This window comes from Bacillus sp. V59.32b, assembly GCF_003429085.1.
Taxonomy (GTDB): Bacteria; Bacillota; Bacilli; order Bacillales; family DSM-1321; genus Peribacillus.
The window spans coordinates 1-25,135 of sequence record NZ_QVTC01000018.1; the positions used below are offsets into that span (position 1 = coordinate 1).

The following is a 25,135-nucleotide window of genomic DNA, read 5'->3' on the forward strand; positions in this document are numbered from 1 at the left end:
GGCCAAATAAAAAAATAACTGCAGGCAAACTCGATTTCATCCAGTTTGTCTACAGTCTGGGCGATCCTGTAAAAGGATCGCCGTCTTTCGTATGGTGAATCAGCCTGATTTAAAAGTTAAGCCGTTTTCCTGAAATTACGATATAACATGATTCCAGATAACATCATAACAAGACCAATCAGGATGCCGGAAGCGTAGTTCCCCGCCGTTTTCGGAAGCTTGCCGCCTTTTTCTGTTTTAACTTTCGGGTTTTCACTTTTGGCTTGCTTCACTTTTTCAGTAGCTGTATTAAGATTGTTTCCAATGTTATTGATCGTCTCATTGTCGACCATGTCGCCGGTAATGATGAGGTCGGCCAATAAATTGCCTTCCAGATCGAAAATGTTTACTTTTAATTTCGCATTGATAAGTTCTTCCATGTTAAATAGTTCCCATAGAGAAACCGTTGTTTCTTTACCGTCCATGATGAGAGCGAACGTAGGCTTAATTTTTAACATCGTAAACATTTCATCAAAAATGGCAATAAATTCTGAAACCTGTTCAGGCGTTAATTCATCAAGCGTTTCAAATTCATCGAACGCTTCCATTTTTTCTGCCAGTTGTTCGAACTTTGCTGTAGCTTCAGGAGTTGATAACTCCTCTTCAAGAGCCATGAAGTGATTGTTTAAGTTCTCCAATTCCTGTTGTGTGAGGTCTAATTCTTCCTGGAAAATCATTAGCAGTTCGTTCATAAATTCTTCATCAAAGTCAGGCTCGATATAGAATAGAACATCATCGACAAAAATGAAATCTTCAATCTCTTCCCCGTTCTCTGCTAAAAGAGCATCGAGATCCTCCATTGTCATTTCATTTTCCTGTAAAACATCCTGGATATTGCTATAGTCAGATGCAATGACTTCCCCGAGCCAGTCTGACAATTCTTCGACTGTTTCATAATCTTTAATTACCTCATCATACTCAGCAAGAGCGATGGCGATATCCGCCTCAGTCACTTCAAACCCTCTGATTGCGCTGATTTCTTCAAGATAAGCTTGGAAATCCGCATCGAAATTTGGATCTTGTGCTGCAAATGACTGCTTAGGCAAAAGCGATACCAACAAAATAAGTGCAAATAAAATACTGGCGATCTGCCTCATAATTTCCCTCTATTCCCTCAGATTATGTATTTTCGATATAATTATATATTTGAATCTGCTAATTAAGCGACAAGCAATATATGGTAAAACTAAATGTTTATGTAAGTTAGAAAATTAAAAGGAACAAATAAGCGAAAGCCTATTTGTTCCTTCAAAAAATAGTTATTCCTTTTTAATAGATTCATACCGATTAAAGGAATGAAGGTATGCTGCATTATTTTCGATAAGCTAATTTAATGGCATTATAGGCATTTACATACCCGGCCCCCACTTCCCAGGATTCGTATCCTGGCATTTCTGTGGCTGTCTTTTTCAAGACTTGCTTTACTTGAGATGGCGAAAGTTCAGGGTTCGCTTCTAACAGCAGTGCGACAATTCCGGCTACATGGGGTGTGGCCATCGATGTTCCGCTCATCGTTGTATAGAACGGAAGATGGGCTGGACTGATAAGTTCAATATCTTTGTCGATTCCGAGACTTGAAACAGGAGCAAGAACGCGCGTCGATACAATATCGACTCCAGGCGCCGTAATGGTCGGTTCATCCATCCATGTCCATTGCTTTCCATCTAATGTAAAGGTTCCACCCACGCCCTTTTTGCCACGGGATGAGAAATCGGCAAGTGTGCCATCCTTCACTCCTGCTGCGACCGAGATAACCCACGGAGCTTTTGCATATGGATTATGGGTATTTTCATCCGGCCCCTCATTTCCTGCCGCAAACAAGACTGTTATTCCTCTATCGAACGCTTTTTTGCTGGCGATGTTAATCGGGTCGTTATAGTCGAAATCACCTGATGATCCCCAGGAATTTGTAATCACGCGAATGTTATATTCCTGCTGATGGGTTATCGCATAATCGAAGCCGCCGATTCCGTCCAGGACAAATAACGCGGCACCGGAACCATAACCAATCAGGTCGGCCCCTGGCGCAACTCCCTCATACTTGCCGGAAGACATCGCACCGGTACCGCCGACTGTTCCCGCTACATGTGTACCATGGCCTGAATTCGTATCCGTATTTGGGACATTTTCCAGGTAAGTGATCGGCAATAATTCCGGCGCAAAGGCATTCAGGTTCGTGGAAGCCATCACATTTTGAACCAGATTTCTGCCAAATTGGTGATCTCTATGGGTCCCGTCCACACCGCTATCGTTCACCACAACACCGATACCCTTTCCGGAAAGAGGGAATCCTTTATTGGCTTTACGGAAATTCTCGTCTGTCCTTGCCCGGTCGACACCGGTAATGTCCGTTGCTTCCGCATTGGAATACGTAAGCTTTTTGTTGAAATAAATAGATTGGACCTCATCGTTTTTTGCCAGTATGTCGATCTGCGATTTTGTCGCAATGACCCCGGCGATTGGCAAAGACTTCATCGTGATTCCTGTCTCGATGCCAAGTGTTTCTAACAGGGCCAGTTGATTGCTCTTTGGTGCACCATCGCCTTTAAAAGTAACAATGACTTGAACTGTTTCCGAAGATGCCAGTGCTTTTTCAATGAGCGGGTCGATTACGGCAGAGGCCAAGGGACCTGCCTGAGCCGTTTCCGGGCGTTCAGCGTAAAACGGGATAAACAATAATAGAGCAAGAAATACATAGACAATACGCTTCATTTAGTTTTCCTCCAGTAGTCATAATATTTTGACTTTTTAAAGCAGGATAATCTCTAAGACAGTATGAAAACGCCATTTAATTTTTAAAAATCCGTCTCCTCCTTTTTTATTTTTAGTAAATGCTTGCTGCCTTACTAAATTGCTTTTCAGTACCCATATTTTTGAAGAGATAAACCATGATCAGCCAATTCCGCTTAAATTTGGGAGATTAGGCCCTAAAACAGGGGATTTAAACGGACCGTTTAAGAGCCAAAAGCGCTCATCATTGTTAGTGTCGGTGACTAAAAAAAACCTGACTGGGCATGCCAGTCAGGTTTCTCACTATCATTCTTCAAATATCGCATTCGAGAGCAGTCGGAACAAATAGTCGGTGTGGTCGCGGAAGCCTGGTTCCAGACCAATAAGCGTGACATCTTTATCCTTCTCCTGAACCATTACTGCTTGTCCCTGGGCTCCCGACCTGTTTGCCCAATGTCCGGCGACAAAGAAATCTGGAGTATTATCGTAGGTAGCCAATACTTCATCGTTCTCCGTGCCAGTATACCATGTTGGGCGGTAGACGAATCCGTAATCATCCTGGCCATAGCCGGCCGTAACTCCTGTCCCTTCATAATCGACTTTTACGATCCCGTTGCTATTGGACCCTCCGACTTTTATCGTATCATCTGTAAAACCAAGAGTTCTTGTAGCCTGGGAGGCACCGGCTCCTACTGCAATATACTTACCGCCTTCGTTTAAAAAGCTTTCCAGATTGGCTTTAAATGAATCATATTGGGCAGGATTCTCGAACCCGAATTCTTTATTTGCTTCACTTAGATTCGTGGAAATAAGATTTGCGGTTCCACTATAAACAAAGACATCGAATGAGCCAAAACCTTTCTGCGCTACCTCAACAGGGGTGACTTCCGTTACCTCGAAGCCAAGTCTCCTTAGAGAAAGGTTTGTCCCGGAGTGCGATTGCTGTTTGCCCATTCCGCCATCCTTTAGGAGCGCTACCTTTAATTTGGAGAGCTGCACAGCATCAGCCGGAATCGCTGAGGTTTCAACTTCTAAGCCGGACTCTCTTACTGCTCTTGAGATTGTATTTCCTGTTGCTTGAGCGTAAAAGTTACCTTTTGAATCGCGTTTCACTTTTACCCCTTGTTGGATTAACGTATTAGTCAGTTCAACTGCTTTCACTGAACTGTTAGGAATTTTATATGGCCCTTTACCTGAAAGGGAGCCATGGTTTTCAACTTCCTTCACCTTGCTGGCTGTTACATTAAACTGGCTTTTTACAGATATCGCTTCAAAGCCCCATAATTCCGGGAGACTCCACGCTGATATGTCATACATAGCTGGCGTATCATTGGTGATATCCTCTCCGTCCCAAAGCATTGTGTTCGCAAGACCTGCCTTGGCCTGGTTCATCTTTACGACATACGTTCCTTTTGGATAGGATTTGCCTTCGGCCGTAAATGGCTTTGAAGCCTCTTCCACTTCAACATCATTTTTGATTAAATGGTTCACCGCTTTTTCCGTTACCGTCGGGTCTTTCTCATTAACCGGCAGAACATAGGCATTCGGGAAGAATCCTTCTTCATGGAACGGATGGTCAAAATTGATGCCCCGTTTAAAGACCTCGATCTGGTCCGTGATCATTCCCTGTTTGTTGGCAGTTGCGAATTGGAGGGCACCCATGATCGCATCATATTGCCAGCGGACACCATCCCAATCATTTGTAGGCGCCTCTAATGTGTGTCCATAAGCGCCATGGTACATGGCGTACATCGGTGTAAAGATCGGCGGATAATCATCCCAGCCTGCAGTATCATCACGCTGCGGAACATATGCGCCTTCCATCGTTTTATACAGGTCACCGCTGTATTGCCCTTTGTTCTTCATAATTTCTGATTCCATGGCTTCCGCTTGTTTATAGGCCCATTTATTATACAGATCATATTCATAATTAGGGTTATGCGGCGGCGTACACGGTTCGATCAAGCCTTGCAAATTCGGTGCATAATTTTTTACATATCCATGCGTATCAAGGAAAACCATTGGATTCCATTCTTTAATAAGTTCTACGGTTTCCTGGGTTTCCGGCTGTGACTGGGTAATGAAATCGCGGTTTAGGTCGATTCCCTGTCCGTTGAACCTGGTGGCATCTATTCTTCCGTCCGGATTAGCGACCACATTAAAGATTAAGATGTTACTCCCAAGAATGTTTTTAGTCACTTGATCAGTCTGCGTCGCAAAACGCTCGATTAATTGAAGCACGGCATCGCTTCCGACAAATTCCGTACCGTGAATGGAGCCATTAATCATAACCGGAACCTTAAAATCTGGATTTTCACTAATCCAGTCCTGTGCTTTTTGGGGATTTTTGAACATCTGTTTTCGTAGCGCTTTAATTTTGCCGAACTTGCCTTGTGAAGCAGGGTCGGCAATCGTTACGACATAAAGCGGATGTCCATCAGAAGATTTCCCTTTCACTTCTACCTTTACACGGTTTGATTTCTTGTCAATTTCCTGAAGCTTGGCGCCGATTTTCGAGAATTTAACAAAATCATAGTGTTCGCTGTTGAACTTGCTGCCGTTTTGTTCCTCGTAGACATTGACATTCGTCCACTTCTTTGGCGATGCGGCGAGTGTGTCTGCCAACGGAACAGTGGCAAGCATACTAGCAGTGATAAGGCCGGTTAATAGTTTCTGTTTCTTCATCCTTTACCTCCTGATAGAAAATTCAAAATATTGCCTAGATATACACTAGTATATTTGATTTTCCAGCAGGGACCATCATGCAAAATAACTATTAACTAGATTGTTAAACACAATAATGATAGGTCTATTATCATGACGGCATGCGAATGCAAAAAAGGTTACCCGAAAAATCCGGATAACCTGTCGCAATTTGTTTCTCTTTGCGCTATTTAATTTGTTGTAACAACCACTGTTGTAGGGAAGAAACATTCTCCGGCACGATAAAGTGGCCGGCAGGATAGGTTTCATAAGTTGTGTTCACAGCACGGCTCATGAAATAATCCTGATTATCATTTCCGATGTGAATCGGAAAAATCGGATCACTTTCTCCATGTGAAATATATACGGACTGTCGGCTGCTCGTTTTCAGTGAGTATTCTTCTTTCACAAAGGAAGGAATGTACCCGTTCATTGCCACGATTCCCCTTATCTCATCTCCTAAAGTTAGGGCAAGTGTCATCGCCATGATCGCTCCCTGGCTAAAGCCAAGCAAATATACTTGATCTTTATCAATCGGATGTGCCTCCTTCATCTCTTTAATAAAGGCTGTCAACCCTTGGACACTGCGGTCAAAAGATTCCTTGACAGGATTTCCGATTCCATGAAGATCAAAGAATTTATATCCGGTTTCCGTTTTGATGTTGCCGCGAATGAAAAATAGAATAAATCGGCCTTTAACACCTTCCAGGATTGGAACAAGATCTTTCTCATTTGAACCCGCACCATGCATCACGAAGATTGCCGGATAGGTTTTTCCTTCCTTGAAATCATCGGGAAATGAGAGATCGCACATATATTCAGCTGACATTGATATTCCTCCCTAATGTTAATGAAAGCATTAAATAGTCACATGCTAATAAGTCTTCTTTGCAACCCTTACCATATAGACCCGCTCCGGCCGCCCGACTGCACCGTAGGCAAGATCCGCCCTTATCTTGCCCCCGGCAACTAGATGCTCCAGATATCGCCTCGCGGTCGTTCTGCTCACCCCAATTTGTTTAGCCACAGATTCAGCTGTCATTCCGGCATTGTCATCTCCAAGAACCTGCAGTACTTTTTCAAGTGTCAGCGGGTCAATTCCTTTAGGCAAGTCGGATTTCTCACTGCTGCTTCCATCCTTATCTTTCCGCAAAAGCTTGTCGACTTGTTGTTGGGTAATATGAGGATTGTTTTTCCCCAGCTCCAATAAATTGGTGTGGTAATCTTGATATCGCAGCAACGACTGTTTGAATCGTTCAAACACGACAGGTTTAATAATATAATCGAAGACGCCTATGGTTATCGCTTCCTGTACTTTATCTAATTCTTTGGTTGCTGTTATCATAATGACGTCGATTTGTTTATTTTCCTGTTTCGTTTCTTTTAAAAGATCCAGGCCGTTCATATCCGGAAAATAGACATCAAGCAAAATAAGGTCTGGCTGTAAGATCTCGATAAAGCTTTTTGCTTCTATATAACTTGCAGCGATTCCAACTGTTTGAAAGCCTTGGATTTGCTCAATAAACCGTTTCTGTATCTCTGCTATTCTTAGATCATCCTCCACAATTAATACATCGATCATTTGATTGTCATTCATCCAAACGCCCCCTTACTTTTGGAATAGCAATCGTGAAAACCGTTCCATCTCCCTCATTAGATGAATATGTAATAGATGCTCCCAAGCTTTCAATTGCATCCTGCACTAAACTCAACCCAATTCCCGCATTGCTTTTGCTGTCCTTCGTTGTAAATCCAGTCTGGAAAATACGTTCATAATCCTCTGGTGCAATCCCCTTCCCGTTGTCTTCCACTTCTATAATCAGTTCTTTGCCGAGATCTGTCAAAAATAGAGAAACCTTTTTCTTTTCCTTTCCATTTTCCCGGACTGCCTCAAAAGCGTTATTGACCAGGTTTCCTATAATGGTCACTAACGTTTCCCTGCCTATTTCTGCCGGAACATCCTTGAAACTGCTCTCCCTATCGACAGTAAAATGAATTTTCAATTCACTGGCTAAACTCACTTTTCCTAAAATAAAGCCGGCTATGATCGGATCGGGAATTTCTTGCATTAAGAAATTTATGAATCCCTGCGCAACATCCACTTCTTTCGAAATGAATTCAATTGCCTCCTTGTATGAACCGAGTTGAATCAAACCGAGAAGGGTATAGAGTCGATTGGAATATTCATGGGTTTGGGCTCGGAGCCCTTCGGCGTATGATTTTATGTGAGACAATTCCTGAAGAAGATTTGAAAGCTCAGATTTATTCCTTAAGCTTGCAACAGCTCCTTTTACATGTCCGCGTTTATTTAAAATAGGAATCCGGTTGACCACGAAAACCTCGCCCTGAATCATAAATTCCCTGTCGTATTCAGCCTGTCCCGTACTTACTACATCGAGAAGGTGTGTGTCTTCAATCACGTCCTCGATTCGCTTTCCGCGAAGCAAAATATCATTCGGTATATGCAGGATTTGATGGGCCGTTTCATTTACTACGGTAATCCTTCCCTCATTATCTATTGCGATAATCCCTTCATGGATCGATTCAAGGATCGCGTGCTTCTCCTGGTACATCCAGGCGATTTCCTTCGGCTCAAGACCAAAGATTGCCTTTTTAATATTTAATGAGATTAATAAGGCGATCAAGATACCACCTAATAGGATAAAGAGTGTTGTGTAAAGAATTTTCCTCTGCAAACTTGAGACCTCTTCTTCAATATCTTTTTGCAAAAAACCGACGGAAACTACTCCAATGATTCGGCCATCTGATTGAATGGGTGCTTTCCCCCTAAGCGATGGACCCAATGTACCCGTGGACTCAGAAATGATCGGTTCACCTTTAAATACTCTGCCATTGTCCCCGCCAACCATTTTTTGTCCAAGTCGTTCAGGATTCGGATGAGAGTAGCGAATTTCATTACGATTTCCAATTACGATAAATTCTGCTCCAATCTGCTTGCGGATTCTTTCTGCAATCGGCTGGATGGTACTGGCTGGGTTGTCCTCATTAAAGGCTTCCTTTATTTCAGGGATATGAGAGACGGACTGTGCTACCGATAAGGCTGTGTTACCTTTTTCCTTTTTCAGGCCGGATTCCAAAATATTTATAAAGGTTAATTCAAAAATGACTCCCATGAGAATAATTAACACACAGATGCCTGTCATTAACTTAGTATGTAGACGCATTCAAACACCTCTTGTTAATCATATTAAAAAAAAACTCCTCTACAAAAGGAGTTTTTGAAATATTTTGTTGTGTCCGACTACTTATCCTTCCACATTAATGATGACATCCTTACCTTTCATTTTCATTAAGACCGGTATAAGCAGCCAAAGAATTGTGATGATCAAGAAAGCAAGGGATATCGGACGGGTGATAAATAAGCTGTAATCACCATTTGAAATGGTCAGCGCCCGTCGGAAGTTATTCTCAATCATCGGACCCAAAACAAGGCCGAGTACAAGAGGCGCGATCGGATAATCATTTCTCGTTAAAAAATAGCCAAACAGCCCGCAAGCAAGAAGAAGCAGTAGATCATATGTGGAAACTTGTACGGCATATACTCCGAAAATGGAGATGGCAATAATGATAGGTATTAAAAATTGTTTCGGTGTTTGAATGATTTTTGCGAACACCTTTACCAGTGGTAAATTCAAAATTAAAAGCATGATGTTTCCAATGAACATACTGGCGATCAAGCCCCAGGCAACCTGTGGATGGTCTTCGAATAATAATGGGCCCGGCTGGACGTTATACATCATAAGAGCACCCATGAGTATCGCCGTTGTACCTGATCCCGGAATTCCCAGTGTCAATAAGGGAATCATCGCACCGCCCGAAGCCGCGTTATTGGCCGATTCAGGTGCGGCTACCCCGGCAATCGTACCGGTACCAAACTTCGAAGGATTTTTTGAAAGCCTTTTTTCTGTTAAGTAAGAGAAGAAAGAAGCCAATGTCGCACCCGCACCTGGCAGAATCCCTATAAAGAAACCAAGGAGGGATCCGCGGGCAATGGGCCCGACCGATTCTTTTAATTCCTCTTTCGACGGCAGCAAATTATTAATTTTCGCTATCTCATTGTCTTCCTCTTCATTTTCCAATATCGTCTTGAATACTTCACCAAGAGCAAACAATCCAACGGCAATCGTTAAGAATTCAATTCCCTGATAAAGCCAGGGCACATCAAAGGTAAAACGAGCAATTCCAGAAACGTTGTCAATTCCAATCGTACCTAGCAATAAACCGCAGATCGTCATGATCAATGCTTTCGTCACTGACTTGCCCGCCAACCCGCTGACAGCAGCCAAGCCTAAGAGCATGAGCGAAAAATACTCCGCAGGACCGAACTTTAATGCTACATTCGATAAAGGCCGGGCTAATGCGATCAACGCTAACAGTGTAACGATCCCGGCAACAAAAGAACCGATTGCGGCAATGGAGAGTGCACTACCGGCTCTTCCCTTCTTCGCCATCTGATAGCCATCCAATGTTGTAACAACAGACGAGGATTCCCCAGGGGTATTTAATAGTATCGATGTTGTCGAACCTCCATACATCGCCCCGTAATAAACACCGGCAAGAAGAATAATCGCACTCGCTGCTGCCTGTTCAGGCGGCAGACCGCCCGTAATGGAAGCCGTGACCGGAATCAGCAGGGCCACACCGCTCATTGGTCCGATACCCGGTAGGACGCCGACAGCCGTTCCTATTAGAACTCCAACAAATGCAAAAATCAGATTATACCAAATGAGAGCCGTACCAAACCCATCCATTAAATAACTGAGTGTACTCATGATTCATCTCCCTCCAAACTAAAACCAGACTGGCCAGCCGGGCAGAGTTCCTTTTAAAATATTTACAAAAAGATAATAGACTATGCCTGAAAAAGAGGCAGCAATTACAAGTGATTTTATCCACTTCGTTCTTTCCATTGTTTGAAAGCAAATAAACAGATAGATGAATGTCGTAATCACATATCCAATCGTTTCTAACGTGAGAATGTAAGCAAGCGTTGCGGTAAATATGATCAAAAACGGCTTGTATTGCAGCTTTTCTTTAGGGCCTCCTGCTTGCTTTTGGAAGCGGAATGTCTCATAAAATAAACGGATGCTTAATAGAACCAGCAGAATGCCAAGAAAAAAAGGAAATATATCCGGTCCTACTTCACTTCCATAAGCGGAGCTCGCAATCTGCCTGCTGCCGATTATAAAAAGCAGACCAATAGCCAAGAACAAAACCGCTGCAATGCGGTCGAATCTGATGTCCATCCACATTCATCCTTTCTAAACAGATGAGAAGGAGTGTTTCACTCCTTCCCGACTCTATTACTTTTCCATACCCAAAGCTTCTAATAGTTGCTGTACTTGTGTTTCCTGCTCATCTAAAAACTTTTTGAAATCTGCGCTATTTTTATATTCCATTTCCCAGCCTTGAGTCTCGACTTCTTTTTTCCATTCAGGGGATGCAGCAAGCTTTTCGATCGTTTTTTCCCAATATGTTTTTGCTTCGTCAGACATTTTTTCAGGACCAAACACACCGCGCCAAATTGTGAATTCAGCGTCCACACCTTGTTCCTTAGCTGTAGGAATATCTTTAAATGTTTCTATACGTTCAGGTGATGTGATTGCCAGAACCCGTACCTTGCCCGCCTTCAAAAACTCATTGACACTGGATGCATCTGTACCGATTACATCAGCGTTTCCTCCAAGCAATGCCGTAATCGCTTCACCGCCGCCATCATAAGAAACATATTTAATTTTAGTTGGATCGACGCCGTATTCATAAGCCGGTAAAATGGAGATCAAATGATCCATTGATCCTGGAGCAGAGCCCCCTGCAAAGGTAAGCTTACGCGGATCTTTTTTGACTTCCTCCAATACCGATTTCAGATCCTTGAATTTCGAATCTGCTTTGACGACAATCGCCCCGTAATCTTTTGTCAACTGTGCCAAAGGAGTTGTATTTTTATGTCCATAAGGGCTGTTTCCTTCTTTTTTCAAATTATTAATGACGATTGGTGGTGAGTTGACCAACAGCCTGGCGTTGTTTTGTACATCCTGTGTCGCATACTCCGCCATAAAAACGGCTCCCCCACCGCCAGGTTTGTTCTCAACCGTCAATGGCTGATCCACCAGCTTTGTTTCACTCAATACTTTTGTGAATGAACGGGCTGTCAAATCCCAGCCACCCCCCGCTCCAGAAGGTGCTACAACTGCAATCGCCTTGTTTGGGTAACCAGTACTTTCCACTTTTTTTTCACCGCCGGATGTTTCACTCCCGCATGCGGTTAGACTCAATGCCAACACACCGGCACCCATTATTGTCAAAAACCTTTTAATAGAAATCATGTAAATCCCCCTTGTAAGCGTTTTCTCAATTTTACATAAATAAAAGCGATTTACTAGATTATCCAATTAAACTCCAATAAAAATATTAAACACATTTTGTTCATAAAGTTTATGGTTTGGAAAAACAGTAAAAAATAGCAGGGATAATGACCCCCACTATTTTTAGATTTTGAATAATTACGTATTTAGTATTTTTCGCATAAAATATATTGTGCTTATCCAGAAATGAAAGTAAAGAAAAAGATATTCCCCTTCTCTTTAGGTAAACTATAATAAGACATTTACAAAGGTGGGTTGCGGGATGGACACATTGGAAGGCAATAAAAAAATAGCTGGTGAAAAAGCAGCAGACTTTGTCCAGGATGGAATGATAATAGGATTGGGAACAGGTTCAACTGTGTACTGGACAATAAAAAAAATCGCTGAACGAATTAAAGGGGGTTTACGGGTAAAAGGTATCCCATCATCCAGCAATACGGAGAGATGGGCCATTGAGTTTGGCATCCCATTAACCGACTTTTCTGAAGTACAGAATCTTGACTTAACAATAGACGGCGCTGACGAAATCGACCCAAATTTTAACCTTATTAAGGGCGGAGGAGGTGCTCTTTTAAGGGAGAAAATAGTAAGCATTTCGTCAAAAGAGCTAATCATTGTCGCGGACGATTCAAAAATAGTTTCACTATTGGGTAATTTTCCTCTACCTGTTGAAGTTGTTCCATTTGGCTGGGAAATTACCGCTCAAAAAATAGCTCAGCTTGGGTGCTCCCCCGCACTAAGAATGAAAGATGATAGGATCTTCAGCACAGATAACGGAAATTATATTTTGGATTGTACATTCGAGTCTATTCCGGATCCAGAGATGACACATAATCATCTGATACTGATAGTTGGTGTAGTAGAAACCGGATTATTTATTGGAATGGCTGACAAAGTGATTATAGGGGAATCTAATGAAGTAAAGATACTCAAAAAGAAATAAGAAATTCCCTATTAACAATAGATCAGCTGGTTATCAAAAAAAGATAACCAGCTGACTCTGTTTTAAAACGCTTACAGAAAACTTATTTAATCACTGCAGATTTCAGCTTTTCTGTTTGCACATTCATTTTTTCTATTGCTTCATTATATTCTTTTTCCAGTTCAGCTATAATGCCTTCAGCTGTATCGATCTGGTTGATCGCTCCTACCCCATGTCCGGCAGACCAGATATCTTTCCAAGCTTTGGCGTTAGTCTCCTTTTGCATGCTGTCAAATTCAACTTTGTCCTTCTTTTGCAATTCGGCCGGATCTAGTCCGTTCTTTACGATGCTTGGTATGAGCATATTCGCGTTAACGCCGGAGAATGCGTTTGTGAGGATGATGTCCTCTTGATTCGAATCTACAAGCATTTGACGATACTCTTCATTTGCCATACTTTCTTTTGCCACGATGAAGCGCGTTCCCATATATGCGAGGTCCGCACCAGCGGCCTGCGCTGCCAGTATGCTTTTTCCTGTTGAAATCGCTCCGGCAAGGATAATGATTCCATCCCAGAATGTTCGAACGCTGTCAACGAATGCAAAACCATTCAGATTCCCCGCATGTCCGCCTGCTCCTGATGCAACAAGAATTAACCCATCTACCCCAGCTTCAGCCGCCTTCTTAGCAAATTTGACGTCACTAACATCCGAAAAAACAAGGCCACCATAGCTATGTACAATATCGACGACAGCTCTCGGACTTCCAAGTGAAGTAATAACCAGCTGCGGTTGGTGTTTTTTCACCAAATCCAACTCTTCCTGTAATCTGCTATAAGAACTGTGAACGACCATGTTTATCGCCCATGGCGCAATCTTCCGCTCTGGTTCTTTCTCTCGTGCAGCGGCAAGTTTATCGTTTAACTCACCCATCCATTGATCAAGTACCTCGATTGGACGTGCATTTGGGGAAGGGAATGAACCAATCACACCATTCATACAAACAGCTTCTACCAATTCAGGACCCGACACGAGAAACATCGGCGCTGAAATAGCGGGTAATCTAAGCTGCCCCCACCATTCTTCCGGTATCGTTTTACTCAACAAAAACGCCTCACTTCCGTACAGAATTTTCAGAATATGAATCACTATTCATTTTACTCCCGAAGAGGCGATTATTCAAGTTTTTCCTTCTATATATTACTTGTCTCGAAATCAAAAAAACCGCTAATATTTTAACGGTTTCATCGATTATCTATGCTTTTATTTTTCCAGCACCCATTTTTGGATGGCCTTTGCCACTCCGTTATTGTTATTCGTCTCGGTAACCCAATCCGCTGTTTCCTTCACGATATCCTGGGCATTTCCCATTGCTACCCCAAGACCCGCTTCCTTAATCATGGCGATGTCATTCAGGCTGTCGCCTACCGCCATAACCTCATCCATCCTTAAATCCAGGAAGCCGCATACCTTTTCAATCGCCCTGGCTTTATTTATTCCCACGGCATTGGCTTCGATATTCGTCGGACTTGAATTGCTAATCTCAAGGTTGCCGTTCTCTCTTAGCATCGTTAAGATTTCTTCTCGGATTTTATCGTCTTCTATATTAAACCCGAACTTCAGCCATTGATAGGATGGAATGTCTTCGGGCATTTCTCCCCGCCAAACCCGATCACTGCTCGTTGCCCAGAAATCCGTCTTGTGCTTTTGGCTTAAATCCCACATCCATTGGATCAGTTCGGCACCGACGATGTTCCTCTCAACCAGTTCCCCGGTCGGATCAAATATTTCGCTGCCGTTTACCGTAATCAGATAAGAGGATAGCTCGAGTGATTTTGCGATCTCACTGCATGACGCATAAGCGCGTCCAGTACTTAGCAAAACTTTGACGCCCTTTTGTTCCGCCTCTCTGATTGCTGCTTTGTTCGCCTCAGACACCTTGCCTTCTTCGTTCAATAACGTCCCGTCCATATCAAGGGCAATTAGTTTTATTTCTTTGTTCATGATGTAATTCAGCCTGCCTTTCAAATTCGTCCATTAGTTATACTGTAACAAAATAAAGACTGAATGGAAAATGGTTGGCTTGGTATGTTTGAGAGACGGGCACCGCAGTTAAATTAGTGACTAATAAATAATAATTCGCTTAAAGCTTAAAAAACAGAAGAAATCCACCCGATAATCTGGTGGATTAATCTATATTTAGTTTATTTAGTAGTTGTCTTAATTCATCAGTTGAATATGGTGTATGCTTTGCGACTTCATCTAGAGGCATACCACTTTCTAGGAAACTTTTGACTCGGTATCTACTGCATCTTTTAGTCTGCTATTTTCATCCAAGAGTGCCTTTTCTCTAAGCCCGTATTCTCTTCGGGTTCCAGGATCCGAGCTTAATTTTGCTAATTTTTGTTCAGCTTTACCAGTCATCATATCCATGCTAACGACCTCCATTAGCTTTTCTTGCGAAATATCATCTTTTAAAAATAATACCTATCTGTGCAGGGAAATATTCTTATCATATTCTATTTGCTCGAACTTAGGAAATTCTAAAAAAAATGAATTTCCATCAAGTCTGTTAAAGGATTTTTCGAATGAACCTCTTGAATTTGATGTGTTTTAGTGAAAATTTTCATTCCTTAATTCCGCTAATTTAAATGCGAGTATATTGATAGAAACCGTCCGTTTGAGCATTTGATAGTTGTCACCGGCCTCTAAACCTTCTACAAAAAGTTAGGACGTATAAAAGAGGATTCGGGGAACCATGTTGTTTTGATCCAATAGCTGAACTTCAATATCCAACAAATGCAACATATACAATAAATCCAACAAAAATGGTTGTCTTTATAGGATTAATTCATTGAATCAAAACTCTATATAACTTTTTATTTCAAACTTTATCGATAGATTCTTTCGCTTAAATCTACTAAAACAAAAAAACACCCGCTACCAACAACCTAAAAAGGTTGTTGGTAGCGGGTGCTTTTCATTAATCTCTTTCATGCATACCGTGTTTTTCACGTGGCATTTGCTGCTGGATTTGCTTCTCGGGAGGCTGGGTCGTCCGCTCAAGACCTTCTGTATCCTCGCCCATTCCTTTTAGAAAGTTGAGCAATAAGGATACCGATTTGTTTATTTCAGGGTCTTTTAAAGATCTGGCAAAATCAAAATAGCCGACGGAATCTTCATTATCTTTCGTTTCTGCCACTCTGGCGATACCTGAATTGATCTTCAATATAAACGGTTCAAGCTGTTGGACATTGAGCGTGCCGAGCAGACCACCCATTAATAATAGATTCTTCAGCAAATTGGTCGTCTCAGGCGTGTCGGCCGTTTTGACGAGGACATCCAAGACCTTATCCCCCTGGCCGAACAATCCATTTAACAATGAGAGTACACCGCGATCTTGCATATGACCCAAAACTTGAAGTGATTCCAGAATGGCTTCCTTATTTTTGATGAGCGCATCTTCTACTTGAAGTAAATCTTTCCTTCTTTGATCCTCTTCGCTAATTTCGATTCTTTGGATTTGTTTAATCGCTTTAGCCATGCTGCTTTCGCTCCTCCCTTACTGCATCACCAGGGAAAACATAATCCTTGCGCGCCCATTTCTTCTGCACCTGCACACCAATTTGCGGCTGTGGGTTGCCGTTACGATGGTTGATATCCCGCATTGGGCTGACCCCTTCATATTTCAGGATTTCCATCTTGGCCATCGTTTCCTTGTAAGCTGGCGTGTCGGTGTCTTTATCGGAAAAACTGCTCGTTAACAGGTTAACGGCTGCTTCTCCGGAGTCGTTCATCGGGAGATATACTTCGTTTCCTTGGACACGGTCCGTAATTAGGGATTTAACCTTGACGTTGCCATAAGGAGAAGTCAGCCTTACAAGCGTGCCGTCTTTAATCCCCCTATCCTCTGCTAATTCAGGAGATACCTCTAACCAGATTTCCGGAGTTTTCGAGGAAATCCCTTTTGACCTGTATGTCAGATTGCCTTCATGGAAATGTTCGAGAAGACGGCCGTTGTTCACATGGATATCATATTCAGGACCAAAGTCAATTGGCTTGGACCATTGAACCGGGAATAGGTTTGCCTTTCCGTCCGGGAACGGGAATGTTCCGTCCGCAAACAGAAGCGGTGTGTCTGTTCCATCGGCTGTAACCGGCCATTGAAGCGAATTGTATCCTTCAAGTCTATCGTAGGTGACGCCTGCATAAAGCGGCGATAACATGGCTGCTTCATGCATAATGTCCGCTGGATGGTTATAATTCCAGCCTGCGCCAAGGCGGTTTGCGATCTCAAGGATGATTTCCCAGTCAGGCTTTGAGTCTCCTAGAGGTTCAAATACTTGATACAAACGCTGGATCCGGCGCTCTGTATTTGTAAACGTTCCTTCTTTTTCAAAGCTTGGGCTTGCAGGTAACACGACATCCGCAAACTCCGCGGTACGTGAGAAGAAAATGTCCTGAACAACAAAGAAGTCAAGCTTCTCGTATGCGGCATGCACATGATTAATATTTGAATCGACGAGGCCCATTTCCTCACCCTTTACGTACATGGCTTTCAGGATGCCGGAATGGATTCCATCTATCATTTCATGGTTGTTCATGCCAGGTTGCTCGGGAATTTTGACTCCCCAGCCTTTTTCGTATTTCGCGCGCACGTTGTCATCCGCAATTTTTTCATAGCCCGGGAGCCGGTCTGGCATAGAGCCAAAGTCACTGGCACCCTGCACATTGTTGTGACCGCGCAACGGATAGGAGCCTGCCCCAGGCTTACTGTAGTTTCCAGTAATGAGTAAAAGGTTGGATATAGCAGTGCTCGCGTCACTGCCTCCTGTATGCTGCGTGATGCCCATTGCCCATAACACACTGGTTGTTTTCGCATCATGAATCATTTCCGCCATTTGGATGAGGGTTTCTTTCGAAATGCCTGTTGCTTCCTCCGCATACTCCAATGTGAAAAGCTCCAGGCTTTTTTTATACTCCTCAAAGCCATTGACGCGCTCATGCACAAACTTCTCATCGGTCCAACCATTGTCAATGATATACTTCGTTATCGCTGAGAGCCAGACTAAGTCAGACCCCGCTTTAGGATGCACGAACAAGTCCGCGCGTTCAGCCATTTCATGCTTCCTGATATCAGCTACAATGAGCTTTTGCCCGCTCAGTTTGTGTGAGCTTTTCACCCGTGTGCTTAATACGGGATGGGATTCGGACGTGTTTGAGCCAACGATTAACACGAGCTCCGCCTTTTGGATATCTGTGATGGAACCTGAATCACCGCCATACCCTACCGTACGGAATAATCCGACAGTCGCCGGTGACTGGCAATAGCGTGAGCAGTTATCGACATTATTGGTGCCAATTACGCCGCGCGCTAGTTTTTGCATAAGATAGGACTCCTCATTCGTACATTTGGAAGACGATATGAATCCCAATGAATCTGGGCCATGCTCATTCTTGATATTCGTAAACTTTTCTGCGATGAGCGTTAAAGCCTCTTCCCATTCTGCTTCACGGAACGTATCACCTTCACGAATCAATGGTTTCGTCAGGCGATCCTCGCTATTTACGAAGTCCCAGCCGAATTTCCCTTTAACACAAGTGGAGATGCCGTTCGCCGGTGCTTCCACCTGTGGTTCTATCTTTAGAATTTCACGGTCTTTCGTCCATACATCAAAGCTGCAGCCAACACCGCAATATGTACAAACTGTTTTTGTTTTCTTGATTCGTTCGTCACGCATGGCTGATTCCATATCCGAAATCGCGAGGATTGAACCATAGCCGGTTTCCACTCCTTTTGTCACTTCAATCATCGGACGCAGTGTTTGTTTCGCTATACTTGTCAGAAAACCTGCTTCCCCGACCATGCCCTTTTCCATCATTGCGTTACAAGGGCAAACGGTAGAGCAGTGGCCGCAAGACACACAAGAAGATTCGTTGATTGGCACATCATTGTCCCAAATTACACGCGGCTTTTGGCGCTCCCAGTCAATGGTCAGCGTTTCGGTGACCTGGACATCCTGGCATGCTTCTACACAACGGCCGCAAAGGATGCATTGGTCAGGATCGTAACGGTAAAACGGATGGGAATTATCTTCCTCGTAGGGCTTCCCCGCAAACGGAATGCTCTGATGGTTAATCTTCATCTCTTTAACCGTATTATGTATTTCGCAACCACCATTATTGTAATCACACACCGTACAATATAATTCATGGTTATTGAGGATTTTATCCATCCCGATTACCTGAGCTTGCTTAACTTCAGGAGAAATCGTATTGATCACGTCTCCATCATTTATCATGGTTGAACAGGATCTGACAAACTCTCCATTCACATTGACAATACAGGTGTCACACGTTTCAATCGGTCCAAGGCTCGGATGATAACAAACACTCGGCACCTCTATTGAACTGTCAGAAAGCATCTGAAGGACCGTCTGGTTATCAGTGGTCTCCATCTCTACACCGTTAATGTTAATCTGTAACTTATCTGCCAATAAAAACGCCCCCTTTATACTAATCAGCATTACCTATCATTTTCACTACCCTTCCAAAATAGTTGTAAAACATCTTTACTAATTTCACTCCCGATAAGTTATGACTTCATAATAAAAACCCGCATCCTGATAGATTTTGTAAGATCAAGGATGCGGGTTCTATGAATTAGGTTGCTACTATTGTTATTTAAATGGATTCTTCCATTCCATCAGCGTGCCATAATTAAGTGATTCTTTATCTTCCAGGTAGTTTTCCAGAACGCCGACCGGCTTCCGGCCGCACTTTAATAAAAAGGTGATCACCGGATCGTTCAGGTCGCCTGACAACACCTTCTGGACATATTGTTCGGGACTTAATTCCCGGGCGTAACGATGGTACCCCGGCATCCGTCCGCCGCCGAGCAGACGGTCGAGCTTCTTTTCCACGACGATATGGCCCATGGACTGCATCATCTGCTTTGCGAGCCCGAATTTACGGTATTTCGGCTTGACACTGATATCCACGATATATAATGTATTCCCATTCGGATCATGATTCCGGATATACCCTCCATCGGTTATCTCTTCCCACGTATGAGCAGGATGGAGAGGATCAAAATCGACGCGTAGCCCTGTCAACGATCCGGCAAGTTCTCCATCAATCTCGATACACAAGGCCCCTTCCGGGAATAAGTCCACATGGTTTTGCAACTGCTCCCGATTCCACCATAATTCCTCTGGGAAAGGCGGTGGAAAGCATTCCGCCTGAATCGCAATTAATTCATCAAAATCATCCTCGGTATAATTCCGGACGACAGACAATACAGGTATTTCATTATCAAATACAAACAGTTCATTGCGGTATGCCATAGCCATCACCCTTCAATTGTTTCCGCTTTTTCCCAGTCAGGATATAGATCCGTTCTGCGGTCTCTCCATGTCGTAACCGAGCCTGCTTCTCGAACCTCGTACAATAAACTCAAATCAAGATCTGCCGTAACAATCATATCGCTGTTCAATTCTCCTTCCACCATAATGCCTTTAGGCGGGAAAGGAATGTCGTTCGGTGTAATCACCGCGGCCTGGCCGAAATTAGCGCGCATGAAATCAACAGTCGGCAGCGAACCAATTGTACCGGTCGTTACTACGTAGACCTGGTTTTCAATTGCGCGAGCGTGACTCGTATAACGAACCCGGTGAAAACCATGGCGGTCATCTGTGCAGGACGGACAGAAAATCACATCCGCCCCCTTTGCTTTGGCCATGCGCACGATTTCAGGAAATTCAATGTCATAGCAGGTTAAAATGGCAATCCTCCCTTTTTCCGTTTCAAAAATCGTAAAATCCTCGCCCGGCGACATATTCCATTCATGCACCTCGGTTGGCGTAATATGAAGCTTTGCTTGCTCGCCAATCCTGCCGTCAGGATAGAATAAATGAGCAACATTATACAAGCGGCCTTCTCTCTGGACGACATGCGTCCCACCTATAATATGCATGCCGGTTTCTTGAGCAAAGTTTGAAAACAATGTTCTGTATTGATCTGTAAATCCAGGAAGTTCATTGATGGTTAACCTCGTTCCCTGTTCACTGCCGATTGACAATAGCTGGGTCGTAAAGAACTCAGGAAATAAAACAAACTCAGAGCCATATTCCTGAGCTGTTTTAATATAATGTTCGCATTGGTTAGCAAACTCTTCAAATGATTGGATGGTATGCAGATGGTATTGAACAGCAGAAACGCGGTATTTCAATGGAACTCCCCCTTTTTTATATAAAATTCCGTGAATTTTTCTCAGCTAAATATAAATATATAACAAGAGAAGATGGATTTGTAAAGAGTTTGAGATTACTATTTTTAGATTTTGTAAAGTATAGAGATTCCGCCGATTGAGCTCGGACACAGCAGGGCGTGAAGTCTCTTCCAGATTTACTATCCGGAATTTTGATTTTGTTGCCGGTATGACTCATTTTGTTGCCAAAACACAGACTTTTGTTGCCGGAATTCCATTTTTGTTGCCGGTCCCCGGGTTTGTTGCCGAAACACGGACTTTTGTTGCCGGAATTTCATTTTTGTTGCCGATCCCTTTTCTCTGATAATAAGTTTTGCATACATGGTTCCCTTTAGCGTTGAAACTGAATGCGGTGCAGGTTGGCAAAGACTCCGCCCTGTTCAATCAATTCATCATGGCTGCCATCTTCGGCAATGCCTTCTTCAGTGACAACCACAATCCGGTCAGCGTTCCGGATCGTCGCCAGCCGGTGGGCAATCACGAGCGTCGTCCGGTCTTTAGCAAGCTCATTCAACGCATTCTGAATCACCATTTCTGTTTCGGTATCGAGTGCAGAAGTTGCTTCATCCAGGATGAGAATCGGAGGATTTTTCAAGAACATTCTCGCAATAGAAATCCGTTGTTTTTGCCCGCCTGATAGTTTTAACCCTCTTTCACCGATTTGAGTTTCGTAGCCGTCCGGGAGCCCTTCGATGAATTTCTCCAGGTGCGCCTGTTTAGCTGCTTCCTCGATTTCTTCATCAGACGCATCCAGCATGCCATACGCAATATTTTCTTTAAGTGTACCTGTAAACAAAAATACATCCTGCTGTACAATCCCGATTTGCGAACGCAGCGAATGCTTCGTCATATCGCGGATATCCAGGCCGTCAATGGTTATGCTGCCAGCCTCCACATCGTAAAAACGGGGAATCAATGAACAAATCGTTGTTTTTCCTGCACCGGATGGTCCTACGAAAGCAACTGTTTCACCCGCCTTGATCGATAAATCAATTCCGTCCAGCACTTGCTTTTTATCGTCATAGCTGAAGCTGACATCGGTAAATCTTATGTCGCCGCGTAATGAGGCAATTTCAACGGCATCCTGTGAATCCATTACATCCGGCTCAATATCAAGCATTTCTGTAAAACGTTTAAATCCGGCCATTCCCTTTGGATAGAGTTCCATTAGGGCGGCGATTTTATCGACTGGTTTAAATAGCACATTTACATAAAGCACAAACCCGACCAGTTCCCCGTATGACAGATGTTTGTTGTAGCTGAGCCAGGCACCGACGACCAAAACTGCTAACGTCATAAATCTGGTCATCATATAAATGCCGGATGCGCTGAATGACATCGTGCGGTATCCGAAGAGCTTGGCTTTACGGAATTTGCGGTTGTTTTTTTCGAATCTGCTAATTTCATAGTTTTCATTTGTGAAAGACTGGACAACTCTCACACCCGACACGCTGTCTTCGACTCGGGCGTTGACATCGGCAATATCGCTGTACATCGCTTTCCAGACCCTGTTCATGCGGATGTTGCTGAAAACGATAACCCAGACAAGGAAGGGGATGATGAGCATCGTTACAAGAGCCAGCTGTACATTAATCGTCAGCATGATCCAAAAAACGCCGATAAAGGTCATCACGGCAATGAATACATCCTCGGGCCCATGATGTGCAAGCTCGCCGATATCGAACAGGTCATTCGTGATCCGGCTCATGATATGGCCTGTCTTCGTGTCGTCAAAAAATTTGAATGATTGCTTCTGTACATGCTGGAATAACTGCTGCCGCATATTGGTTTCTATATTGATGCCAAGCTTGTGTCCCCAATAGTTTACGATATATTGCAGGAAAGTACTGAGCACATAGAGCAAAAGCAAGCCGATGCTTACCGAAACAATTGCCGGCCAATCGTTTTGCGGCAACAGGTCATCGATGAACCATTGAACCGCGAGCGGGAATCCCAATTCAAGCACGGCAACTATAACCGCGCTGCTGAAATCTAACATAAATAATTTCTTATGAGGCAGATAATATGAATAAAATCGGCGTAACATCCAAACTACTCCTTTTGGAACAAATATAATAGGATTATAGTGTCCAAAGGAAAAGTTTTCAAGCAAATCCATTTTGGATTAATCATGAAGATACTATTAACAATCTGCTTATCTCTTGTTGATCATCCTGCTCAGGAATCCATGATTGGGACTCTTATAACAATGTCCACACTGCATCCCTCAAGACTATGAATTCACGATAACTGCCCTATAAATGAGTCAACGCAGCGAACTTGAACTTTTTCGCTTCACCACATTTATTGCATCAGACGAGTAAATGAGGATACTCACGCTTCCTCCTTGCTTTTTGGCCTGGATTAGTATGGGTTGGTTATAATCATTTTTAAAACGAAAATCGGGACCATACCAGCTTACCGTTGCATCCCTCCCATTTGGCACATAAGGAACTCGCCTGCTATGCGAATAGCGCTCCACAATTTGCAGTCCCGCTCTGTCGATAGCATTAAATAAAGTGGAAGACACCTGGCAAATTCCACCGCCAATCCCTTCCGACAACTCTCCTTTTATGATAATCGGAGCACGCAAATATCCTTTGCCAGATGTTCTGTTACCGACAACCTTGTTGAATGAGAACGTTTCACCTGGAAAAATGACATGATTGTTGATTGCTTCTATAGCAAGAGAAATATTTTGAGAGCGTTCTTTGTTGTTAGCATTAAAAAAGGTTACGTAATGACCAATTCGTTGGATACGGATGTTAGCAAGTAACTCGCTGTCAACTTTTGGGTGAATCGTTAGCTTTGGCACTTCTATTGTATTTGGTCCGTTATCAAAAAAGTAGGTGTAAAACTGTTTTTCGAATTCTTCTTGATGTAGCTTGATTCCTGTCCGCCCTGGTACAATTCTGCCATGATCATCAATTTGAGCATTTTTCGGTGCCTGGTATATTTGTCGCTCCAGTTTTTCGACAAGCTCATTATATTTTTCTATATGAATCATTGGAACTCCGGGCATTGGGACAGCAATTTCAGCTCGGTTAACGTCAGCAATGGTCTGTCCATTTTCATTTATGGATAAGCTGTCAGGAATATGAACTTGCTGGGCAAATAGTAGAAGTACGACAAAGAATGTAAGCCTCATAAACATATTCCTCCCGATATCTCTCTAACGCAAAGGATCGTCAAGTGTTCTTATTTTAGTTCTTTATAGAGATTTTTTTGATCAATTAACCAGGCATCCGTTAAGCTTTCCCTGCGGACGATAAAATGGATAATCTTTGCTTCCTTGCGATTATCCATCGTAAAATAGGTGGCCTCAACAGGTATATCAACTTGTAATAACCCTTTCGTATTTTTAAGAGGACGGTTCAAGTATCTTGTTACACTAAAGTACTTCATGTTATTGGCAACTTTATTGATGCGATTTGGAGAGCCGAATTTCGAAACGATCGCATGTAAAATTTTAGTGTCGGTTTGATTAATAGCAATTGCAAAAATATTGATGAGCTCATACGGCTCTGCTTCGTTTAAATATTCGTCAATCTTACAAATCATTAATTCATGGGCAAGATCTGCACGTCCCGAACGATGTGTGGTGCTTCCAGAAAAATGAACACAGAAATGACCGGGAAAACCGTTATTGATTGAGCCAGCACCATGTGGCATCCCATGCATAGATGCAGCAATCATTTGATCTTTGACCAATACGATAATGGCCCGCCTTTTCCAACTCCACCTGCCATTATAAATTTTCTTCATGATCGCAGTATCTTTTCTTGATAACGGTTGGGCGTCCATATGCATCTTCCCAGCCCTTCGTTGAACCTTGAATTGCAGACCGGTTTCACTATCGATGATCGTGAATTTAGAATGATTAGGGAGAAGTTCATTTACTTTTTCCCAAGATAACATTTCAATTTTATAACTGATTGGTCCATCTTCATCTTCTAGGTTAACCGCTGCTGCATGATGATCGTTCATGAATAAAATGATAAATATAATGATTATTTTTTTAAATCTTGTATCGACGACCATTAGTTTTCTCCCTATTTTAATAGCTAGTAGCCTTTTATCGTCTAAAC

General features: G+C 43.0%; 21 protein-coding genes. 2 read left to right on the forward strand and 19 right to left on the reverse strand.

The window, feature by feature from the left end:
* Positions 1-116: 116 nt before the first annotated feature.
* The 9 genes from D0463_RS05335 to D0463_RS05375 all read right to left on the reverse strand — a co-directional run bounded on the left by D0463_RS05335 (position 117) and on the right by D0463_RS05375 (position 11,819).
* Positions 117-1,136 carry a processed acidic surface protein gene (locus D0463_RS05335; RefSeq protein ID WP_117305913.1) on the reverse strand — a complete coding sequence of 340 codons (1,020 nt, stop codon included), beginning with the start codon at positions 1,134-1,136 and terminating at the stop codon, positions 117-119.
* 214 nt (positions 1,137-1,350) lie between these two features.
* Positions 1,351-2,751 (reverse strand): S8 family serine peptidase, encoded by a 1,401-nt coding sequence (locus tag D0463_RS05340; protein ID WP_117305915.1) that lies wholly within the window; start codon positions 2,749-2,751, stop codon positions 1,351-1,353.
* A gap of 324 nt (positions 2,752-3,075) precedes the next feature.
* Entirely contained in the window at positions 3,076-5,454 is a 2,379-nt protein-coding gene (locus D0463_RS05345) for a M14 family zinc carboxypeptidase (RefSeq protein WP_117305917.1), read from the reverse strand.
* Between the two features lie 205 nt (positions 5,455-5,659).
* On the reverse strand, positions 5,660-6,301 hold the full coding sequence (locus tag D0463_RS05350; protein ID WP_117305919.1) for an alpha/beta hydrolase: 642 nt from the start codon (positions 6,299-6,301) through the stop codon (positions 5,660-5,662).
* 45 nt (positions 6,302-6,346) lie between these two features.
* The gene (locus D0463_RS05355; protein WP_117305921.1) at positions 6,347-7,069 is read right to left on the reverse strand and encodes a response regulator; all 723 of its coding nucleotides are present in this window, start codon (positions 7,067-7,069) and stop codon (positions 6,347-6,349) included.
* Complete coding sequence (locus tag D0463_RS05360; RefSeq protein WP_117305923.1) at positions 7,062-8,657, reverse strand: ATP-binding protein; 1,596 nt, start codon at positions 8,655-8,657, stop codon at positions 7,062-7,064. Before D0463_RS05360 ends, D0463_RS05355 begins: the two co-directional genes overlap by 8 nt.
* A gap of 81 nt (positions 8,658-8,738) precedes the next feature.
* The gene (locus tag D0463_RS05365) at positions 8,739-10,265 is read right to left on the reverse strand and encodes a tripartite tricarboxylate transporter permease (RefSeq protein ID WP_117305925.1); all 1,527 of its coding nucleotides are present in this window, start codon (positions 10,263-10,265) and stop codon (positions 8,739-8,741) included.
* A gap of 18 nt (positions 10,266-10,283) precedes the next feature.
* On the reverse strand, positions 10,284-10,739 hold the full coding sequence (locus tag D0463_RS05370; RefSeq protein WP_117305927.1) for a tripartite tricarboxylate transporter TctB family protein: 456 nt from the start codon (positions 10,737-10,739) through the stop codon (positions 10,284-10,286).
* A gap of 57 nt (positions 10,740-10,796) precedes the next feature.
* Positions 10,797-11,819 carry a Bug family tripartite tricarboxylate transporter substrate binding protein gene (locus D0463_RS05375; RefSeq protein ID WP_117305929.1) on the reverse strand — a complete coding sequence of 341 codons (1,023 nt, stop codon included), beginning with the start codon at positions 11,817-11,819 and terminating at the stop codon, positions 10,797-10,799.
* 301 nt (positions 11,820-12,120) lie between these two features.
* On the opposite strand from D0463_RS05375, the gene rpiA reads away from it, so the two are divergent.
* Positions 12,121-12,801, forward strand: coding sequence for a ribose-5-phosphate isomerase RpiA (gene rpiA, locus D0463_RS05380; RefSeq protein ID WP_117305931.1), 681 nt, complete (start codon positions 12,121-12,123; stop codon positions 12,799-12,801).
* Positions 12,802-12,883: 82 nt separating this feature from the next.
* Here rpiA and D0463_RS05385 read toward each other — a convergent pair whose 3' ends face one another.
* The 7 genes from D0463_RS05385 to D0463_RS05410 all read right to left on the reverse strand — a co-directional run bounded on the left by D0463_RS05385 (position 12,884) and on the right by D0463_RS05410 (position 21,008).
* Entirely contained in the window at positions 12,884-13,927 is a 1,044-nt protein-coding gene (locus D0463_RS05385; protein WP_254052719.1) for an NAD(P)H-dependent flavin oxidoreductase, read from the reverse strand.
* 114 nt (positions 13,928-14,041) lie between these two features.
* Positions 14,042-14,782, reverse strand: a complete 741-nt coding sequence (locus tag D0463_RS05390) for a Cof-type HAD-IIB family hydrolase (protein WP_117305933.1) — start codon at positions 14,780-14,782, stop codon at positions 14,042-14,044.
* A gap of 276 nt (positions 14,783-15,058) precedes the next feature.
* A complete protein-coding gene (locus D0463_RS19320) occupies positions 15,059-15,211 on the reverse strand; it encodes a hypothetical protein (protein ID WP_160118373.1) in 153 nt (50 codons plus the stop codon).
* Between the two features lie 550 nt (positions 15,212-15,761).
* Complete coding sequence (locus D0463_RS05395) at positions 15,762-16,322, reverse strand: helical membrane plugin domain-containing protein (protein ID WP_117305936.1); 561 nt, start codon at positions 16,320-16,322, stop codon at positions 15,762-15,764.
* Positions 16,315-19,275: a formate dehydrogenase subunit alpha gene (fdhF, locus tag D0463_RS05400; RefSeq protein ID WP_117305938.1), complete on the reverse strand. Its 2,961-nt coding sequence runs from the start codon at positions 19,273-19,275 to the stop codon at positions 16,315-16,317. The genes D0463_RS05395 and fdhF overlap by 8 nt, the downstream gene beginning before the upstream one ends.
* 183 nt (positions 19,276-19,458) lie before the next feature.
* Complete coding sequence (locus D0463_RS05405) at positions 19,459-20,124, reverse strand: GNAT family N-acetyltransferase (RefSeq protein WP_117305940.1); 666 nt, start codon at positions 20,122-20,124, stop codon at positions 19,459-19,461.
* A gap of 5 nt (positions 20,125-20,129) precedes the next feature.
* A complete protein-coding gene (locus tag D0463_RS05410) occupies positions 20,130-21,008 on the reverse strand; it encodes a carbon-nitrogen hydrolase family protein (protein WP_117305955.1) in 879 nt (292 codons plus the stop codon).
* 136 nt (positions 21,009-21,144) lie between these two features.
* On the opposite strand from D0463_RS05410, the gene D0463_RS05415 reads away from it, so the two are divergent.
* Positions 21,145-21,351 carry a hypothetical protein gene (locus D0463_RS05415; protein WP_117305957.1) on the forward strand — a complete coding sequence of 69 codons (207 nt, stop codon included), beginning with the start codon at positions 21,145-21,147 and terminating at the stop codon, positions 21,349-21,351.
* 27 nt (positions 21,352-21,378) lie between these two features.
* On the opposite strand, the gene D0463_RS05420 is transcribed toward D0463_RS05415, so the two are convergent.
* The 3 genes from D0463_RS05420 to D0463_RS05430 all read right to left on the reverse strand — a co-directional run bounded on the left by D0463_RS05420 (position 21,379) and on the right by D0463_RS05430 (position 25,088).
* Positions 21,379-23,094, reverse strand: a complete 1,716-nt coding sequence (locus D0463_RS05420; protein ID WP_117305959.1) for an ABC transporter ATP-binding protein — start codon at positions 23,092-23,094, stop codon at positions 21,379-21,381.
* A gap of 219 nt (positions 23,095-23,313) precedes the next feature.
* Complete coding sequence (locus D0463_RS05425) at positions 23,314-24,195, reverse strand: VanW family protein (RefSeq protein ID WP_117305961.1); 882 nt, start codon at positions 24,193-24,195, stop codon at positions 23,314-23,316.
* Positions 24,196-24,245: 50 nt separating this feature from the next.
* Positions 24,246-25,088, reverse strand: a complete 843-nt coding sequence (locus D0463_RS05430; RefSeq protein ID WP_117305963.1) for a hypothetical protein — start codon at positions 25,086-25,088, stop codon at positions 24,246-24,248.
* Positions 25,089-25,135 lie beyond the last annotated feature (47 nt).

Coding starts and splice junctions, on each gene's coding strand:
- rpiA (WP_117305931.1), top strand. CDS start 12,121: ATGGACACATTGGAAGGCAATAAAAAAATAGCTGGTGAAAAAGCAGCA.
- D0463_RS05375 (WP_117305929.1), bottom strand. CDS start 11,819: ATGATTTCTATTAAAAGGTTTTTGACAATAATGGGTGCCGGTGTGTTG.
- D0463_RS05360 (WP_117305923.1), bottom strand. CDS start 8,657: ATGCGTCTACATACTAAGTTAATGACAGGCATCTGTGTGTTAATTATT.
- D0463_RS05420 (WP_117305959.1), bottom strand. CDS start 23,094: ATGTTACGCCGATTTTATTCATATTATCTGCCTCATAAGAAATTATTT.
- D0463_RS05340 (WP_117305915.1), bottom strand. CDS start 2,751: ATGAAGCGTATTGTCTATGTATTTCTTGCTCTATTATTGTTTATCCCG.
- D0463_RS05425 (WP_117305961.1), bottom strand. CDS start 24,195: ATGAGGCTTACATTCTTTGTCGTACTTCTACTATTTGCCCAGCAAGTT.
- D0463_RS05345 (WP_117305917.1), bottom strand. CDS start 5,454: ATGAAGAAACAGAAACTATTAACCGGCCTTATCACTGCTAGTATGCTT.
- D0463_RS19320 (WP_160118373.1), bottom strand. CDS start 15,211: ATGGATATGATGACTGGTAAAGCTGAACAAAAATTAGCAAAATTAAGC.
- D0463_RS05365 (WP_117305925.1), bottom strand. CDS start 10,265: ATGAGTACACTCAGTTATTTAATGGATGGGTTTGGTACGGCTCTCATT.
- D0463_RS05395 (WP_117305936.1), bottom strand. CDS start 16,322: ATGGCTAAAGCGATTAAACAAATCCAAAGAATCGAAATTAGCGAAGAG.
- D0463_RS05390 (WP_117305933.1), bottom strand. CDS start 14,782: ATGAACAAAGAAATAAAACTAATTGCCCTTGATATGGACGGGACGTTA.
- D0463_RS05370 (WP_117305927.1), bottom strand. CDS start 10,739: ATGGACATCAGATTCGACCGCATTGCAGCGGTTTTGTTCTTGGCTATT.
- D0463_RS05350 (WP_117305919.1), bottom strand. CDS start 6,301: ATGTCAGCTGAATATATGTGCGATCTCTCATTTCCCGATGATTTCAAG.
- D0463_RS05355 (WP_117305921.1), bottom strand. CDS start 7,069: ATGAATGACAATCAAATGATCGATGTATTAATTGTGGAGGATGATCTA.
- D0463_RS05335 (WP_117305913.1), bottom strand. CDS start 1,136: ATGAGGCAGATCGCCAGTATTTTATTTGCACTTATTTTGTTGGTATCG.
- D0463_RS05405 (WP_117305940.1), bottom strand. CDS start 20,124: ATGGCATACCGCAATGAACTGTTTGTATTTGATAATGAAATACCTGTA.
- D0463_RS05430 (WP_117305963.1), bottom strand. CDS start 25,088: ATGGTCGTCGATACAAGATTTAAAAAAATAATCATTATATTTATCATT.